The organism is Secundilactobacillus pentosiphilus (assembly GCF_002217985.1).
Classification (GTDB): Bacteria; Bacillota; Bacilli; order Lactobacillales; family Lactobacillaceae; genus Secundilactobacillus; species Secundilactobacillus pentosiphilus.
Window position 1 is genome coordinate 122,213 of the sequence record NZ_BCMI01000004.1, and the last position, 18,942, is coordinate 141,154.

Here is an 18,942-nt window from a genome sequence, read left to right on the forward strand (position 1 = left end):
CATTTAAATCAAACTGCAAACAGGATGCACAACGATGGTAACGTTACCAGGCCCATAATTCTGAGTAACAAGCTGTAATATAGGTAGTTTGGGGTATTGGCAAACGTGCATTTTATGGTATAAGTGGTATGATATTCCAAAAATAAGATTTTATTAATTAGTTGATAATTAAGCATAGATGACAGCGCTAGCTGAACATCATTCGTGGCCATTTTTTCAGTAAAAAACGGGTGATGAAGCATCCTTTAATACTAGCGCTTATTTGACGATCAACTAATTCGTCTAAGAACAGATAAATACAGTTATTACAGGTTTTAAAAGCAGTGATGTCCCAAGCACTCATTGACCTGTAATTGTTAGTTTTATTGGTCAACGAGCGGAGGTACAAACAATAGATGACTAACCGGCAAGTAAAATTATTCAATGAAGCACGTACGGCGCGCAAGGAACACAAAAAGATGTACAAGAGTGGCGGTGTCTGGACATTTGCAACGATAATTCTAGTCTCAGGTGCTTTATGGGCTGCACCGGCTGTTACGGCTAAGGCGGATGCCGCGACAACTCAAAATTCTGCGGTTGAAAAGCCAGTGGACAATAGTGCTGGCGGCCAAGCGAGTGCCAGTAACACCAGCGATGGCAATTCCCAAAACAGTGCAACGGATGGTACTTTAAATCAGCCGGTAACGGATGTTGCTCAGAGCAGTTCAACTTCTGATGTGGCAGTTCCAAAAGCTTCTATTAATACTACTAATACAACTAATACTGCTAATAGTGCCAGCGTTAATCCTGGAAATACGGCTAACGGGTCGACCGCTAGCAGTCAAATTACCACTGCCAATTTAAACCAAACGAATCCAGCTAACTTAAACGCCGATGGCAGCATTTCGGCCACGGATAAAACCAATGTCTCGCTGACTAGCCCTAGTGACGTTCAGGCTAATTTTAAAGCAGAACAGAGCGTTAAATCGCACACCACGAACCAAATAACGACAACTGATGTGACCAACACCATGACAAATGGGGGTGTCACGTTAGTCCCTAAAAATCAGTCTTACACCGCCGGAACACTGGTCTTTAAAAACCAGATCGATACCAGTAAGCCATTTACGATCAACGCGACCTTTACGACCGAAAATGAATCACAGGATGGCAGCAGCAGTGACGGTGGGGGATTAGGCTTTATTTTACAGCCGGTTGATCCGCAGAGCGCAGGTGTTGGGACCGGTAGTGACCCTACAGCCGATATTGGCATTGCCGGTCAGCCGAATACGACCTTTATTGGCCGCGATGGCTATAAATCACCCGACAGCAAGTACGGCGATACGCAGTGGAATCAGTTAGCCGTGCGTCAAACTGATAGTACGGGGCAATTGACTGCTAATACCCCGACTTGGATGTCAGCTGCACACTCACCATTAGGATGGGGCTGGTTCGGGGAACAAGTCGCCAAGACCGAGTATGTCACTTTAGATTGGGCGCCACAGACCGGCGTTAGCAATCACCAGGTATCAGGAGTTTTAACGTATAGCAGTTTTGCCGATCCGGATAGGAAAAACCTGATTCAGTCGCTGGCAGCTGGTGCTGGTAGTTCCAATTGGCTGGGCAGTTTTTTATTCGGCAGCAAACCGCAAGTGACTCTTAATCAATCCGTTTCAATTGCGGCATTTGGCGCGGTCGGCTCGGTCGGTACCGGCAGTAATGAAAGAACGGTGATCATTGAGAACGCAACGGGTCAAAGCGCCTTTACCGCAACGGTTAACACGGTGCCGATCCAAATCAACTACCTCAGTCAAGAGGGGACCACGGTGCTGCACGCGCCAGATGTCACCAACGTGAACGTTGGGGATACCCTCAGTATTGACAAAATGACAAATTTAAAGACTAATACGTTCGCGCCGCGAGTGATCGACGGCTACCAGTTTGTGGAAGCAGTAACCAGTGAGGGGACTAATTCACTTTCAGTTTCGAACAACGTCTTGAACGCGGCCACTCAAAATAATCAGATCAATAACATCAACGTTTACTATACGAATCAAGTCCATTACACCATTCAGCCAGTGGACGCGCAGGGACAAGCAATCCCTGGCTTAGCACCGCAGCAAATGACGTCGACGATTGGCGCGCAAGTTAAGCCGCCGTTGGAGACCAACTACACAGCGACTAGTACAAGTATCATTGCACCTGGCAGCGATGGCAGTGTAGTTAACGTGATCTACGCAATCAACGTGGGGCATTTAACGGTTACCTATAATGGCCTGCCAACACCCCCTAAAGCAGTTAGTTTAGCGGGAACGGTGGGCAGTACTTACAACATCGCAACACCAGTGATCGCGGGTTATACTGCTGATTTAGCTTCGGTTCAGGGAACTTATACCAACGGCGCAACGAATTTAAGCGTGCACTATACGCCCAGCAGTAACACTTACGTGATTATCCCAGTTGATGATACCGGTAAGGCAATCTCGTCGCTGCCAGTAACGCGTACAACCAGTATCACGGGTCAAAAGCTCACCGAACCCACTTACGTGGGTTACACGTTAGCTGAAACTTTGCCGATCACCCAAGCTGGTCAGGATAGTTATCAATTGCATTACGCAGCTAATCAGTATCAGGTGACCGTGACGTTTGCCGGTTTGCCAGCTGAGCTGACACCGGCTACTGAAAATATTTCGGGAACGACGGGAGAGAACTATCAAATCAACTCGCCAGTCGTTACCGGTTACACACCGGATCAGTCGACGATTACGGGGGCTTTTGGCCCTGATACTGCCTTGAATGGTCATTTCGTCGTTAACTATAAGGCCGATACTAAAGATTATAAGGTTCAGCCAGTCGACGGGAATCAAAACCCGATTCTAACGCTGACACCGCAGCAGTTTAATGGTCAGACGGGGGCTTCAATCATTTACCCGAGTTACGCTGGCTATACGGCTCAGCCGAACCATGAAACGGTACCAGCTGTGGCGGATGAAACACCAGTTATTAACGTCAGGTATACGGCCAACCCGTCAGCAGTGACGGTTAATTTTGCTGGGTTACCAACTGAGTTACCCGCGATCACCCAAACCGGAGTGACGGATGGTACTTATCAAATCAGTGCACCGGTGATTGCGGGCTATACCCCCGATAAAAGTATTTTGACGGGAACGTACAGTAATCAGGGCAGTTCTAACTTGACCATTACGTACGCAGCAAATAATAATGCGTACACGATTACACCCGTCGATGAGAACGGCAACGCGATTGCTGGCTTAGGCCAACTTAGCGGTGTTGCGAAGACTAACAGTGTGGTTGCCGCGCCTGATTTCAGTGCTGTGGGCTACGATGACGTTGCTGGGCAGCCAGCTTTAGTGATCACGCCCGGCGACAATCATTTTCAGGTTAAATATCGCTCCCAAATTCAAACGGTTATTGTCAATTACCGCTTGCCGGAAGGCCAAACGCTGCCTGCACAAAAAGTAACGGGTAAAATCGGCGAAGTTTATGCGATCATATCGCCAACGATCCTTGGATACACTGCCGATACCCCAGTCATTATGGGAACGTACGGCAATCAGAATATGACCTATACCGTGACGTATCGGCCAGTTGCCGTCACGATCATGGTTCAGTATGCGGGCTTGGATGCAGCGACGGCCAGTCACTATCCAACACAAACGCTGACCGGAAACTACGGGGATCAGTTTAAATTCAACGCTGAAAGTATTCCGGGCTATACACCCGATTTACCAGCAATTAGCGGTGTCTATTCGATGGACAACGCTGCTAATATGTATACCATTAAATACACTGGCAAGCCCGCAACCGTGACGATCAATTATCTGGGTGCCAACGCGACGATTCTTAAATCAGTAACGCTTCCCGGTATAGTTGGCGGGTCTTATACGCAGACTTCACCGGTTTTAAGGGGCTTTACGCCGGATGCAACCGTTATTGCAGGCACGTTTACAGCTCAGAATGCGACTGATGCCACCAATAACACGCCAATTACAGTGAACTATTCTCGTGACAGCTCGTTAATGGCATATCAGTTAGTACCGGTAGACACGAATGACCAGCCCATTACGGGCGTACCAGGTATCGAAACGATAGACGGCTTTGCTAAGCCGGGCACGATTCTTGATCTACCAGATTACACGAGCTTAGGTTTCGTAACGACGCAAAGGCCGGTTACCGTTACTGCTGACACGTCTGCAAGCGGTGTTCAGCAGTTTAAAGTGACTTACCAAAAGCAGGTCAGTTACACGATGCAGGCGGTGGATACGAATAATCAGCCGATCGCTAATTTAGCGACGGTTACTGCTACTGGGTTCGCAGGTGCGGCAATCACGCCCATTTCAGTTCCCGGGTATAACGTTGTTGCTCATGCTTACACGGTGCCGGATACAGCAACTCCAGCTCAACCGATTCAAATTCAGTACGCACCTAAAGCAGTTACGGTAACGGTCGTGCCGGTGGATGGCAACGGTAATCTGATTGCTGGTTTGACGCCCATTAAGGTGACACAAACTGGCGGTACCCAGCTAGACGAATCAAAGCTGGCGCAAATGGGTTATCAGCTTGAACAGCATGGTGCCATTAACGTGCCAATCAGCGATACGGCTATCACCGTACCCCTGACGTACCTTAAAGAAGTCCAACTGGGTCTAACTGGCAGTGTCACTCAAACTTATACTGGCGAAGCACAGCCAATTGATGCCGCACAGTATGCGGTCACGTTACCGGATGGCACCAGATACGCACTGAAGACAAGCGGAATTGAGCTGGTACCCGCGGATTCGACTAATGGTAACACCGCTGAAAACGTTGGCGCTTATCAAGTTCGGCTGACTGACAGCGGCAAGGCGGCCATCGCCAACGCGTTAGCACAAAACTACGCTGTTTCGTTTAACGATGCTGCAGGTTCATTTACGATCGTGCCGCAAGCCTTAACAACGGCGCCAGCTAATACAGTATTGGTACCAGTTAATGCCGCTGACCCAGCCCGGAATCCGCAGTTACCGACCGCAATTGTGGTACAGGGGAAGTCGAAAGCCTATGACGATCAGCCAGAAATGGATCCGACGACCTTCAACGTTTTTGCACCCAGTCAGTTTGCTGGTTTTAAAGTGCCAGCTAATTTAGAGGCCAGCGATTTTGACACCAGCATGATCAAGCAAGATGTCGGTCGTTATCAAGTGACGTTAAGTGATAGCGGGCTAAAAAAGCTGCAGCAGGCCAACCCTAACTATTCGTTTGATGCCAGTAACGTGCAAGCTGGGCTGTTTGTTATTTCACCAGCCCAGGCTCAGTTCCGTATCGCCATTGACGCAACGTCTCGTGTATACGGGCAGCAGCCAGCTAGTGATCAAGCAGCTTACCCGGTCACGATTTCCGGTGCTTCCCTTAATCAGCCACAGTGGACACCTGCCGATTTTGTCAGCTCCAATATGGCTGGTGCGGTAGGCACCTACACCGTAAACTTGAGCACAGCCGGCTGGAAAAAATTGCAGGCAGCTAATCCCAACTATGTGGTGACACCTGTCTTGGGCACGGTTAAACCCGGTGTCTTGAATATTAAGCCATTGCCCTTGAAGGATGCTGACCTGGGATTGATTCAAGTTGGTGATCAGACGAAGGTTTATAATGGCAAAACGGTTGATCCAACCGCTTATCAGGTAACGCTGCCGAGTCAGCTGACCGCACCGGTGTGGACTGCGGGTGATTTTGAACGTCAAAATACGAGTGAGGCGGCGGGAAGCTACGCTGTGACGCTGAGCCAGCTTGGCCTAACGGCGCTGCAGGCGGTCAACCCGAATTACGCAATCAGTGCAGCAGACATCAAGCCGGGCCGCTTACTGATTACCCAAGCACCGGTTACCATTACCGCACCAAGCGGGTTATCAAAAGTGGCAGACGGTAAACCGTATTCAGGTCCAGCTGCCGGTGAGGTATCTGGCAAGCCGGTCAACGGTGACCAGGTGGTTTATCAACTGAACTACGGTGATAACGGCAACGTTGGCCCTCATTTGATCAGCGTTACTGCTGATCCGAAGCTGAACCCGAATTATGAGATCAAAACGATTGCAAATAGTTATCAAATTCTGCCGCAACCAGTGATTGTCACCCCTTCCGAGCCAGTTGAGCCGGCTCAGAATCAGCTCTTGGACGAGCAGCAGCATAAAGAAGCGGTGGACGAACCAGTTTTCCGTGATTTGCAACTGAACGGCGGGCCTAACCAGACCATGGCGAAAGTCCTTAAGCAGGAGCTTGATTGGGCTAAAAAGATCACTAGTGCTGCTTCGACACGTACTGAGCTGGCGATGACCAACCAAACCGGGGTTAATGCTAAACGGAATAGTCGTGAGCAGCCACGCATCATTAACGCTAAACAGAATCAGTTAAGAAAAGCGCCAGCTGTCATGCAAGTTAACGTGAAACCTGTTACTTCAAAACTTGCGCGACAAACTATTCAGAACGGTCAGCCGAGTTCACTGAGTCAACGGGCGATGAACCCGCAGACGAAGAAAACGGCTGCCCAGAATAAATTGCCGCAAACAAGTGACCAACAGGCATCATGGTTGGTCGTGCTGGGTGTAGCACTCATGAGTTTATTGGGACTGTTAGGCGTTAAGAAACGCAGATCGGACCGATAGTTTCTGGCGCTATAGTCAGCAGATAAAAGCAGATTTACCAGTTTAAACTGGCAAATCTGCTTTTTGTCTCCAAGTGAATAAGGACTATAATAATATTGAGATGGGGTGAGATTAAATGATGCCAACTTTAGGCTTAAAAGCCAGTACATCACGAAAGCAAATCGATGAGCGGCTGCAGTACCACCCATCAGTGTTTGAATTTTATACGGATGCGCATGATGTGACACCAGCCGGCTTGGCTCATTTGGAAGAAATGGTCAAGTACGTTCAGTCGGCAGGAATCAGGCACATCGTCATTCACCATCCAATGGCTTATGATCACCATCATAATGACGTGGCGGTATCAGCGTTAAAGGATCCGGCAGGCTATCAGTTTATGATGAGCAGCTCGGAGGCACTGATCGGGTTAGCCATCAAACTGAATATTCAAGTTCTTATTCATGGCGGGTATTCAGAAGAAAAGCCGGTCATTGACGCTTTTGGGGACTTGAAGTCCGCCCGAAAAATGATTTTTGCGCGGCTGGATTATTTCCAAAAGATCGGCGGTGAGCACGTGATGTTTGAAAACTCCACGTCACCGGCCTTTGACTATGGGGATACCGGCCTTGAAAATACGGTGATTGAACACGGTTATCGGTTATGTTATGACATTAGTCACGGGTTTATCGTGCTGCATGGCGATAACGACAAGTTAGTCCAAAGTATTGCCCGGTTGGCGCCGCAAACGGTCCACTACCACTTTGTGGATTCCATGGGACAGCACCATGACAGTTTGCAGCTAGGAAAGGGTAGGATCGATTGGCAACGCGTCATGCAGGTCGTTAATCCCAAGGCGACCAATATTTACGAAATCGATTTAGTTGATCAAAATGACAGCCGTGAAATGCGGGCAAGTCATCAATATTTGACCCACTTAATTGCAACGCAAAATAAGGCTTGAATAACTGGAGGTAAACGGATGACACGCTGCGACTGGGCGGAGAACGCCGATGAAGTGATGACACACTACCATGATTATGAATGGGGCGTGCCGACGAAGGATGAGCGGGAAACCTTTGAACTGATGACGTTAGAAATGATGCAGGCCGGGTTGAGCTGGCAGACCATTTTAAACAAGCGGCAGAGCTTTAAAGCCGCGTTTGCTGATTTTAAGGTTGACCAAGTTGCTTTGTTTGATAACGCTGATGTGGACCGGCTCATGCACGATGCCGGCATTATCCGTAATCGGCTGAAGATTAAAGACACGATCCATAACGCCCAGCAACTAGTGAAGTGGCATGCAGCGGGTAAGACGATGAACGCTTATCTGTGGGCGTTCGTTGATGGCCGGCCGGTGGTTAATCGCTACCAGACCGCCTCGGAGGTTCCCGCTCAAACGGCGTTGTCACAGCAAGTCAGTAAAGCGCTGAAGAAAGCCGGCTTTAAGTTTGTGGGGCCGACGATCGTTCAGTCTTGGCTGGAGGCACTGGGTATTTTAGATGATCATTTAGCGAAGTGTACGGTGAACCATTTAGGTAAAAAATAAGGATCACGTTCGAGCTGATAGCGATTTGATATCAGCTCTTTTTTGATGTGCGCGATCCAAAAAAGCACTTAGGCCGCGTTGACCTAAGTGCTTGAAGAAAATTATTTTAATAAAATTACTTAATGTGCACGGTCTTAGTACTTGTCACTGACGTGAAGTGACCGTGGCTGTAATGCCCGACCGTTACCTTCACCGTTTTGGCCTTGGGCGCGTAAACGGTCTTGCTGAAGTTGTGTTTACTGTTTAACTTAGCGTAGGCGTTGCCCTTATAAGTGTGGATCCGGGCATAGTTGGCGGATTTATACAGTTTGACACTGCCCGTTGTTTTGACGTATTTCTTGGACGAAGTCTTCTTCACAGATAGTTTGGAAATGTAACTCTTCTTGGTAGTAGTACTTGGTTTAGCTGCCACACCGTGGTAGTTTTGACCATAATCCGCGACCAGGGAGTTGGCTAAGGCGAAGGCGTACCCCTGCAATGACGCGCTAAGATCATCAACAGCGCCCCAAACATTCGGGTCTAATGAGTCGATTTGGCTCTGGATACTGGTCTTTAAAGAATCAAACTGACTTTGGCTGCCACTTGATAACCGTGATTTAAAGACGTTATATGAGGCTACCAAGGCGTTTAAGTCGGCTTGATAACCGGCTTTATCATCGTTGCCAATGCCGCGCTCATGCATGTCTTGTCCTAGGGCTTCTAAATATGTTCCAAAAGAACCGATACCACTATTGGTGTAAGCCATCTTAGGGTCAATTTTTAATTGTGAAGCCATTGTTCCCTGTACCGATGGACTAGCTTTTCCTAGCGCAGCCTTCAGTCCGCTTAGATCGCTGGCGTAAGTTGAATATGGCACCTGTGAGGCAGCCTGTGCCTGCGTGGTGGTCACTGCGTTAGGAATTTCAACAAAGACGCCGCCAATTAGCGTTGCCCCTAAAACTGCCGTTACCGTTTTTTGCCAAATGTTTTTCTTCAATGGAATTGCCCCCCTGTAGACGTAAGCGTTAATAATTGAAGACATTATAGTACCATAAGGTTAGAAAAGATAGCGCCATTGAGTAAATTTTTCCGCAAATTTTGAGGCTGGCCGTTAAATTGCTAGAAGCGGCAATAAAAAGCACCTAGGTCAGGACAGACCCGGGTGCTTAAAGATATTTTCAGTTAAACAGATTACTACTTAACGTAAACCATCTTAGTGCGCGTTAGTGAGGAAAAGTGACGTTTTCTACGCTAAGCACAAATGCAGCGGCATTGTGACGTACATTTTGAAGCAAAAGTAATCGTGGTCTCAAAACACTTAAAATTTGGTGTAATTCAGTGAGATTAGTTGACCTTTTCGGCTGGAATCAGTAGTCTATTGCTAAACAATAAATTTGTAAGGAGGTGTCTGTTGTGCGATATCAAGGCTGGTTAACGTGGGTAACACTGGGATTAGCTGTTGCATTCATCCCGATGGCAGTGGATTCAAAACCGGCGCCCATTAATTTTAGCAGTCAGCTGACAAGACTCATTGAACAAATTGACCCGAATTTTAAAACGACGACGCAACAGACACAGAAGCGGGAGATTTCTTCACAAGATACACCAATCGAAGCAATCGTTCAAAACCGTCAGCTAGCACGAACGTACTACTACCATTTTGATACAGACGTTTCAGCAGGTGCTAAAATCGTGTTTGAAAATGCAATCAGTACTTATAACCAAACCGGTATCGTCAAACTGTTACCAGGCAGCGGGACTGGCCGTCAGAATTCGATTACCTTTTTTGTCTACTCTAAACGAATGCCGAGTGAAGGGAACACGACCATGATCGAGTCAGGCCATGGCGGACCGCAAATCATCCAGCAGACTGGTTGGAATGCTTATACGGCCAACCACGCGCGAGCTGGCTTAAACGTGTATTATCCCGCAGCTGCCATTAGAAAATCAGTGGCGATTCATGAACTAGGCCACGCACTGGGATTAGATCATAGCCGTTACCGTAATTCAGTGATGTATCCGATAGACCAGGGCAATACCAATTTATCAGCTGGTGATATTGGCGCCTTGAAAACGATTTATGGTTCGGGGGAGACGAAGAAATAATGCACAAGGTTCCAAAACAGCAGCTAGAGAAATGGCTGATCGTTTACCATATTATCATTGCCATTTTAGCCGTCTTATCCAGCGTCTTAGCGACTCTGATGATGTTAAATGCCAAAGTGGGGATTGCCGGCCAACCCGTTTTTCAGGGATTACTGATTTTCTTTGCCATTGATTACGTTGTCAGACTGGTCTTTACGAAGAACCGAAAGTGGTTTTTGATCAATAACGCCTTTGACTTATTGGGGATTTTGCCGATGCACCCGGCCTTTTCACTTTTTCGGCTGGCCAGGATCTTTCGAATGGTTCGTACCCACCACGTTTTCTGGAGGCTAGGAATCTCCGGAAAGTGGACCCGCGATCTTCACCGGTTTCTGTACGATACCGGCTTCATTTACTTGTTTACCATTAGTGTGGTCATCATTTGTTTAAGTGCGCTGTTTTTTTCCATTGTTGAACGTCAAACGCTATCTGAATCCTTGTGGTGGGCAATCACCACGGCGACGACCGTTGGGTATGGTGATGATTCGCCGCGGACAGCCTGGGGAAAATTGATTGCTACGGTGCTGATGATCGGCGGTGTCGGGTTTATTGGCTTACTGACCAGCACGATTACCGGCTTCTTTACTGACCGGACGGGGCAAGAAGATGCACAGCAAGAGCAAAAAGAGCAAAACGAAGCTTTAATGAAACAAGTCAGACAGTTAACGCGAGAAGTTTCACGCTTGTCGAAGAAAGTCGATAAACTAAAAAAATAGGATTACACAAAAAGGACTCAGACACTTGGAATGAAGTGCCTGAGTCCTTTTTGTGTAACTTGATGATTAATACCAGTGGTGAGCTTGCCAGAAATGCTTAGCGTGTGTCCAAGTACCATAACGGCCACTGACGTATCTGTTAGCAGCTTTTTCCTGGTTAACTGGGCTGTAATTGCCGTGAAGATAAGCTCTTAATAATTGGTAACGACCGTAACAGTTTCCGTTACGGGCAGTATAACTGTAGCCAGATTCATGACGTGCAATCCAGTTCTTAGCTGCTTTTTGGTTTTTAGATAAACCAGCGTTAATTTTGGCAATCTTCTTTGCTTGACTAGCAGAAACTCGACTGGAAGCTTGTGCTGTCGTTGTCTGTGTTTGTGGATTGATACTGGATGTAACATCGGTTCCCATTCCAAAGGCGAACCCGAAAATCAGTAAGAATGCTGCAAGTTTCATTTTTATATTCGCTTTTGACATAATTTTTAAAAATCCCCTTATTCGTTTATCACTATTGAACACAATACACGGGAAATGTTTCATTTGTGTTAACTGACAATTACCAGGAGATTAAGTTATATGACAAAACTATCGATCTTCGTAGCTTTTACTTATTTAAATAGTAGGTTTTAGGGCTTATTCGACAGTAAAAAGAGGTTCTAAGCCGCTTGTTACAGCTTAGAACCTCTTAAAGGTGATTGTATAATATGGAAATTCAAACAGTGTTCAAAAACTGATTACTTTGGTTGACCAGTTTCTGGATCATAACCCTTTGCAGCAGCGCGTTCACGAAGACCAGACTCAATGTCTTCAAGTGTACGGTGACGGGTTTCAATTGCCTTCTTGTGTACGAACCAGATAGCAAACGCACAGAACAGGCCATAAACAATAAACAGACGGGCAATACCTTGTCCTTCAGGGTTTGCAACACCCTTTGGTTCGAAGGCAACCAGTAAAACAGTAAAGGTTTCGGAAACACAGAAGTTAGCGAACCAGTTCACTGCGGCACCGAATGAGTTACCTAACCCACGGATGTTCAGTGGGAAGGCTTCACCAATCATCAGCCACATTACAGGGCCCCAAGTTGCTGAGAAGAAGGCAATGTAAAGAGTCAATGCGATAACGCAGACCCATGAACCTAGGTTCCCGTTACCAGCGTGTAACAGTAACATAGCAGTTGACATGGCGAACAGTGAAGCAGCCATCCCAATAGCACCACCGATCAGCATCGTTTTACGGTTAACTTTATCCATGATACTTACAGCAACGGCGGTCACAATCACGTTGAAAATACCGATAACAATATGTGATTGTAATGCAAAGTGGGTACTGAATCCAGCTGAGATAAAGATGGTTGGCGCGTAATACAAAACGGTATTGCAACCCATAACTTGTTGCAAAATAGCTAAGCCAACCGCCATAACTAAAACGGGACGAGCGACTGGGCCGAATAGTTCTTTCCAACCACCGGAAGGAATAGAAGCTTGAACCTTAATGTCACTCAATTCTTTTTGAACGACGTTTTCATCAGGGTTAAACTGACGCAAAACTTTAAGTGCACCCGCTTCATCCTTTTTTCTGACAAGGAATCGTGGTGATTCAGGTAAGTAGATGGAACCGATCCAGAGAATGGCAGCAGGTACGGCTGCTAATCCTAACATCCAGCGCCAACTGATACTTTCAGAAAGGTTCAATCCACCCTGTGGTGAGAACCATTCGTTAAAGACGTAGGCAAAGAAGATACCGGTCATAACCATTAATTGGAACAAAGACCCGACAGTACCACGTCTCTCGGCGGGTGCAAGTTCGGCCAAGTAAGTAGGAATTAATGATGATGCGGCACCAACGGCGATCCCTAAGCAGAACCGGAACGAAACTAACGCGATGTATTCAGGCGAGAAAGCTGATCCTAAAGCAGCAAAGAAGAAGATGATTGCGGCGGTAATCAGTAAGTGACGTCGCCCAAACCTATCTGATAACGGTCCAATAAAGAAGGCCCCAAAAACGGCACCAATTGAAGTAGATGCGGTCAAAAACCCATATTGGAATGAACCGTTAGCGATATTTAGTTCGTGACCAATAAACAGCATGGCACCGGAAATAACACCGGTATCATAGCCGAAAAGCAAACCACCCAAGGCGCCAAAGAAGTAGATGACGCTTATGGGCATGTGATGCTTAGTAGCTGCGTTTGACATAGACAGATCCTCCTATCAAAAAAGTATGGGTTACATTAAACGAAATAATAATTGCAGTAACCGCTTACAAAAAAACGTAAGTGACGAAACAACTAATTCAAATAATCCAGTGTGAGTTGGTTTTTGAATAAGTTGGTTTATAGAAGCAACTAACCATAAGTGAGTATAACCACCTGTGATTTAAAATGCAAGCCCTTTCATGGCGGAATTTTGAGTGCGTTTAACTCAGAGGAACACACAAAATCACTTTAATTACATAAAATAGGTTTATGTAATTAAAGATAAGTTTATATGTAAGGTATTTATATAAGTAAAATTATTTTACTAAATACAATAAAGTTGATAGTCATTAAAATAAAACATTTTAAATTTAATCTAATTTGACACCAAGAAAAGTCGTGACATAACTCGGTAGACTCCAGAATTTAACACCAAGAAGCGTCCTTCCGATGGGCTTGATCGGGAGGACGCCTCTTGGTGTTAAATGGCCGGAATCTGAGTTATGGAGCGGGCTAAGGCTACATTAAAGGAGTGAACGAAAGTTAAGCCTAAGCTGTGTTTTAGCCAAGTGGCAAGCCTCCCGTTCGTTTAATCTCATGATTCATTCTTATTCAACGTTTATTGTCACATCAATATTACCGCGGGTAGCCTTTGCGTACGGACAGATGGTCTCCGCAACTGCCATGTACTTTTGAGTTTCTGCTTCGTCCAAACCGTCAATGTGACCAAATAGATCAACGCCGATGTGGAAGTTAGGTTCATCGCCCTCTTGAAATAGGGAGACTTTTGCCCGTACGGTTGGCGTGCCAGAGACACCTGCTTGCTGTAAAGCAATCTCTAAAGCACCATTAAAACACGAGGCAAAACCAGCAGCAAATAATTGTTCAGGGTTAGTTGAATCCTTATCTACACCAGGAGTACCAATCTTAAAATCCCATTTGCGGTCGTTAGACCATACTTCACCTGCACGTCCGCCCTTGTTAGTCATCGTTGTGGTATAAAGCTTTTTTGCCATTGAAATTACCTCATTTCCTGATTTAAATTGTGTACAATCTAATTATACCTGCTGTTAATTAAAAAGCAATAAAAGCGCTTACTTTAATTTAAAAAAGGCGGTTCTTTTAACCATGGACTGTTGATTTTTAAAGGGAATAGGGCGCATAAAATTTATGTCATAATCCATAAGTGATACAATTAAGCCAAATACCTTTAAGATAATTATTCGAGATTAATACAGAGAGGAAGGGATAAAGCCGATGTTTTTATCAATGGAACATCTCAACAAGACGTACCCGGGTGGTAAAGTTGCCGTGGAGGATTTTAACCTGGAAGTTGAAAAAGGCGAGTTTGTCTGCTTCATTGGGACTTCTGGATCTGGTAAAACAACTACCATGCGGATGATCAACCGAATGCTGCAACAAACATCTGGTACGATCAAAATCAACGGCCAAGATATTGGTCAGATGGATCCCGTTAAGCTGCGTCGCAAAATTGGGTACGTGATTCAAAATATTGGGCTGATGCCGCACATGACGATCCGCCAAAATATTACCCTCGTGCCACGCTTACTTAAGTGGCCGCAGGATAAAATGGATGAACGGGCCAAGGAAATGATCAAACTGGTCGATTTACCAGAGGAGTTCTTGGATCGTTATCCTTCTGAACTCTCTGGCGGGCAGCAACAGCGAATTGGTGTTGTCCGGGCATTGGCAGCTGACCAAGACATTATTTTAATGGACGAACCCTATGGTGCTTTGGATCCAATTACCCGTGAGTCATTGCAGGATTTGATTAAAGACCTGCAGGAGCGTTTGGGTAAAACGATCATTTTTGTGACCCATGATATGGATGAAGCTTTAAACCTAGCCACTAAAATCGTTGTGATGGATGGCGGTAAAATTATGCAGGTGGCTTCCCCAGACGAAATTTTGCAGCATCCTGCCAATGAATTCGTTGAAAACCTGATTGGCAAGGACCGTCTGATTCAAGCTCGTCCAAGTATTACAACCGTTGGCCAAGTCATGTTAACTAACGTCGCTTCGATTACACCAGATAGACTGTTGAAAGAAGCTTTGAAGTCCATGCATGATCGACGGGTTGATTCACTGCTGGTAACGGATGACGGCGGTACGTTAAAGGGTTATTTAGATATTGAAGATATCGATTATAACTTTAAGACGGCCACCAGTGTTGGCGACGTGATGCACAACGATGTGTTCTACGTTAAATCCGATTCATTAGTTCGTGATACGGTTGAACGGATTTTAAAGCGTGGTTTTAAGAACATTCCCGTTGTTGATAAAGATAAAAAACTAGTTGGTATCGTGACCCGGGCAGCATTAGTTGATATTGTGTACGATGCGCTTTGGGGTGAAGACGACAAAAAGAGTGATAGCGAGGACACCAAAGCTGCGACAGCAACCACTGATCAAGGTGGTGATGCCAAATGATGCATTTCTTAGCCGTTTACGGTTTATCCCTGTTAGGGAAAACCTGGCAGCATGTTTACATCTCGGGAATTTCACTCGGCTTAGGGGTCGTTTTTGCGGTACCCTTAGGTATTGCGCTCACACGGACGAAAAGAACGGCAAACATTGTGATCTCGATTGCTAGTATGCTGCAGACAATTCCGGCGCTTGCACTGCTGGCTTTCATGATCCCCATCTTTGGTATTGGGGTTAAACCAGCGATCATTGCGCTGTTCATTTACTCCTTACTGCCAATTTTACGGAACACTTATATTGGCATGAGTGATGTAGATCCCTCGTTGAAGGATGCTGCGAAAGGCATGGGGATGACGCCCTGGCAATCGATCATTAAAGTTGAGGTGCCGTTAGCTGCACCGGTGATTATGTCCGGGATTCGGCTTTCGGCAACCTATGTCATTGCTTGGGCAGCGTTAGCCTCATACATTGGTGCTGGCGGTCTTGGTGACTTTATTTTTAATGGCTTGAACCTTTATCGGACTGATTTGATTCTTGGTGGTTCAATCCCAGTGATTATTTTGGCACTGGTCGTTGACTGGCTCTTAGGTAAAGTTGAAACGGTGCTAACACCGCGGACATCAGAAGAATAGGAGGGGAAACCATGAAAAACATCAAAAGATGGCTAATCATGCTGGGCTTCTCCTTACTTTGTACCATTGGCCTAGCCGGCTGCGGCTTCCCAGGATTGGCTGGGACTGGCAGCGATACGATTCGAATTGCGTCGCAAAATACTACTGAACAGCAGATCATGTCTTATATGTTACAAGATATGATTCAGCATGATACGAAATTGCATACGACGATTATTAATAATCTAGGTTCGGCAAACGTCTCGTTTAACGCACTGAAAAATCATCAGGCTGATATTTCTGCTATTCGCTACGTTGGGTCTGACTTAACCACGATTATGGGGAAACCCGTTGACCGTAATCCAAAAAGAGCAACTCGGACAGTTGAGACGCATTTTAAAAACCAATACCATATGACGTACTTTAAATCATACGGTTTCGCGGATACGTATGTTTGGATGGTGACTCAAAAAACCGCTAAACGCTATCACCTGAATAATGTCAGCGACCTTAAACCAGTTGCCGGCAAGATGAACGTTGGTATCGATCAAATCTGGCTAAACCGGAAGGGCGATGGCTACGATGGCTTCCAGAAAACGTATGGTTACAAGTTTGGTGCGGTTCACCCCATGCAGATTGGGTTGGTCTATGATGCGGTTGCTGCCGATAAGATGGATGCCATTTTAGGGTATTCGACGGATGGCCGTGTAGGCAGTTATCACTTGAAGATGCTGCGGGATGATAAACACTTCTTCCCGCCGTATACTGCAAGTGCGGTTGCAACTAATCAGATCCTTAAGGCACACCCCGAGTTGAAACCGGTTATTGGTAAGTTAAGCGGCAAAATTAGTTTGAAGACCATGCAGAAGCTTAACTATAAAGTTGATAACGACTTGATGGAGCCAGAAGTAGTTGCTAAGCAGTATCTGGAGCAACACCATTACTTTGAAGGGAGTGGCAACTAAATGACGCAACTGAATCTTTGGGAACAGCTGATTTACTATTACAGTCATAACGGCCAATATGTTCTAGCGCAGTTTACCCGTCACTTCTTGATTTCGGCATATGGCGTGATCTTAGCAGCAATCGTTGGTATCCCGATCGGTATTTTCATTGCTCACCATACGCGCTTGAATGGGACTGTTATTGGAATTGCGAACGTCATTCAGACCGTACCGTCTTTGGCGATGCTGTCGATCATCATGATTGGTCTGGGCTTGGGAGTGAATACTGTCATTGTGACGGTGTTTTTGTACTCATTGCTGCCAATCATTAAAAATACGGATGCCGGCATGCGAAACGTGGATCCCACGTTATTAGACGCTGGAACTGGCATGGGTATGACGCGGATACAGCTTTTACGGCTGGTTGAAATTCCGTTGTCGCTGTCGATGATTATGGCTGGTTTGAGAAACGCACTGGTCCTAGCGATTGGGATTACCGCTATCGGTACCTTCGTGGGCGCCGGTGGTTTAGGGGACATCATCATTCGTGGGACCAACGCAACGAATGGGACGGCCATTATCTTAGCAGGTGCTTTACCGACGGCGCTGATGGCCATTTTGCTTGACTTAGTCTTAGGTTGGGTGGAAAAAAGGGTGGCACCGAAGGCAGCGTAGGTGCGAAAGCAGTCTCTGTTTGGTAATGCTCGAATAAACAAAAATAAAGCAGCAGTTTGGTTACAAAAAGTAATCAGACTGCTGCTTTATTTTGACTGCTAATACGCCAATGAAAGGGCTAACATATTATTCAACATATCACATGCGTGATTAATATCCACCAGAATTTAAACTTAAAATCTACTAAAAAGATTGACATAAAGCAATTATCCGGGTAAACTCTTAAATTGTGAAACACATAACAGATAGGAGCTGAAGTTAATCATGGCAAATCAAAAAGTCGCTTTAATTACGGGTGCCGGTCAAGGTATCGGCGAAGGTATCGCCTTACAACTTGCAAAGGACGGGTTCGCAGTATCACTTGCTGGCCGTCATTTGGATAAGGTTCAAAAGGTAGCTGACAACATCAACGCTGACGGTGGCAAAGCCATTGCGATCGAAGCAGATGTTCAGTACAAGAAGCAAGTTATTGATGCCGTTGCAAAAACTGTCTCAGAACTTGGCCAACTGGACGTTTTCGTCAACAATGCTGGCATCGCCCATGTTGCGCAAGTTTGCAACACTGAAGAAGAAGATTTAGACCGTCTTTTGGACATTAACGTTAAAGGGACCTTCTTTGGTATTCAAGCCGCTGCCGCTCAATTTAAGAAGCAGGGTACCCCTGGTAAGATCATCAATGCGTCATCAATTGCCGGCCACGAAGGCTTTGAACTGTTGGGTGCTTACTCAGCAACGAAATTTGCCATTCGTGGGATTACTCAGGCTGCTGCTAAAGAATTGGCTCAAGACAAGATCACCGTTAACGCCTACTGCCCAGGTATCGTATTGACACCAATGTGGGATCAGATTGATGCTGAAATGGGTGAGTTACACAACGTTGCCCCTGGTGAATCGATCAAAGCTTACCTTGACGGCATTGCTTTAGGCCGTGGCGAAACGCCAGCTGACGTTGCTAACTTAGTATCCTTCTTAGCTAGTGAAAAAGCTGACTACATTACTGGTCAAGCAATCATGGTCGATGGTGGCCTTGTATACCGTTAAACCAAGCATTAACTTCATTTAAAATAAAAAAG

14 protein-coding genes are annotated in these 18,942 nt (G+C 46.0%); 10 read left to right on the forward strand and 4 right to left on the reverse strand.

What is annotated here, in order from left to right:
* Nucleotides 1-395: 395 nt before the first annotated feature.
* From CES81_RS03180 to CES81_RS03190, 3 genes are all read left to right on the forward strand, one after another.
* A complete protein-coding gene (locus CES81_RS03180; RefSeq protein WP_089120650.1) occupies nucleotides 396-6,635 on the forward strand; it encodes an MBG domain-containing protein in 6,240 nt (2,079 codons plus the stop codon).
* A 115-nt stretch (nucleotides 6,636-6,750) separates the two neighbouring features.
* Nucleotides 6,751-7,575, forward strand: a complete 825-nt coding sequence (locus CES81_RS03185; protein ID WP_089120651.1) for a TIM barrel protein — start codon at nucleotides 6,751-6,753, stop codon at nucleotides 7,573-7,575.
* Between the two features lie 18 nt (nucleotides 7,576-7,593).
* Nucleotides 7,594-8,160, forward strand: coding sequence for a DNA-3-methyladenine glycosylase I (locus CES81_RS03190; protein ID WP_089120652.1), 567 nt, complete (start codon nucleotides 7,594-7,596; stop codon nucleotides 8,158-8,160).
* Nucleotides 8,161-8,275: 115 nt separating this feature from the next.
* Here the strand turns inward: CES81_RS03190 and CES81_RS03195 are convergent, their stop codons facing one another.
* The gene (locus CES81_RS03195; RefSeq protein WP_089120653.1) at nucleotides 8,276-9,136 is read right to left on the reverse strand and encodes a hypothetical protein; all 861 of its coding nucleotides are present in this window, start codon (nucleotides 9,134-9,136) and stop codon (nucleotides 8,276-8,278) included.
* A 416-nt stretch (nucleotides 9,137-9,552) separates the two neighbouring features.
* On the opposite strand from CES81_RS03195, the gene CES81_RS03200 reads away from it, so the two are divergent.
* Together CES81_RS03200 and CES81_RS03205 are read left to right on the forward strand one after the other, a co-directional pair.
* Nucleotides 9,553-10,245: a matrixin family metalloprotease gene (locus tag CES81_RS03200; protein ID WP_225356336.1), complete on the forward strand. Its 693-nt coding sequence runs from the start codon at nucleotides 9,553-9,555 to the stop codon at nucleotides 10,243-10,245.
* Nucleotides 10,245-11,000, forward strand: a complete 756-nt coding sequence (locus tag CES81_RS03205) for an ion channel (protein WP_089120654.1) — start codon at nucleotides 10,245-10,247, stop codon at nucleotides 10,998-11,000. The genes CES81_RS03200 and CES81_RS03205 overlap by 1 nt, the downstream gene beginning before the upstream one ends.
* A gap of 66 nt (nucleotides 11,001-11,066) precedes the next feature.
* Here CES81_RS03205 and CES81_RS03210 read toward each other — a convergent pair whose 3' ends face one another.
* From CES81_RS03210 to CES81_RS03220, 3 genes are all read right to left on the reverse strand, one after another.
* Nucleotides 11,067-11,477, reverse strand: a complete 411-nt coding sequence (locus CES81_RS03210) for an aggregation-promoting factor C-terminal-like domain-containing protein (protein ID WP_089120655.1) — start codon at nucleotides 11,475-11,477, stop codon at nucleotides 11,067-11,069.
* Nucleotides 11,478-11,734: 257 nt separating this feature from the next.
* Nucleotides 11,735-13,195: a sugar porter family MFS transporter gene (locus tag CES81_RS03215; RefSeq protein WP_089120656.1), complete on the reverse strand. Its 1,461-nt coding sequence runs from the start codon at nucleotides 13,193-13,195 to the stop codon at nucleotides 11,735-11,737.
* A 607-nt stretch (nucleotides 13,196-13,802) separates the two neighbouring features.
* Entirely contained in the window at nucleotides 13,803-14,210 is a 408-nt protein-coding gene (locus CES81_RS03220; RefSeq protein ID WP_089120657.1) for an Ohr family peroxiredoxin, read from the reverse strand.
* A gap of 241 nt (nucleotides 14,211-14,451) precedes the next feature.
* Here CES81_RS03220 and CES81_RS03225 point away from each other — a divergent pair, with 241 nt between their 5' ends.
* From CES81_RS03225 to CES81_RS03245, 5 genes are all read left to right on the forward strand, one after another.
* Entirely contained in the window at nucleotides 14,452-15,645 is a 1,194-nt protein-coding gene (locus CES81_RS03225) for a betaine/proline/choline family ABC transporter ATP-binding protein (RefSeq protein WP_089089635.1), read from the forward strand.
* The gene (locus CES81_RS03230; protein ID WP_089089636.1) at nucleotides 15,642-16,271 is read left to right on the forward strand and encodes an ABC transporter permease; all 630 of its coding nucleotides are present in this window, start codon (nucleotides 15,642-15,644) and stop codon (nucleotides 16,269-16,271) included. Before CES81_RS03225 ends, CES81_RS03230 begins: the two co-directional genes overlap by 4 nt.
* Before the next feature lie 11 nt (nucleotides 16,272-16,282).
* Nucleotides 16,283-17,215: an osmoprotectant ABC transporter substrate-binding protein gene (locus tag CES81_RS03235; RefSeq protein WP_089120658.1), complete on the forward strand. Its 933-nt coding sequence runs from the start codon at nucleotides 16,283-16,285 to the stop codon at nucleotides 17,213-17,215.
* The gene (locus tag CES81_RS03240; RefSeq protein ID WP_089089638.1) at nucleotides 17,216-17,869 is read left to right on the forward strand and encodes an ABC transporter permease; all 654 of its coding nucleotides are present in this window, start codon (nucleotides 17,216-17,218) and stop codon (nucleotides 17,867-17,869) included.
* Nucleotides 17,870-18,133: 264 nt separating this feature from the next.
* A complete protein-coding gene (locus CES81_RS03245; RefSeq protein WP_089089639.1) occupies nucleotides 18,134-18,910 on the forward strand; it encodes an acetoin reductase in 777 nt (258 codons plus the stop codon).
* Nucleotides 18,911-18,942 lie beyond the last annotated feature (32 nt).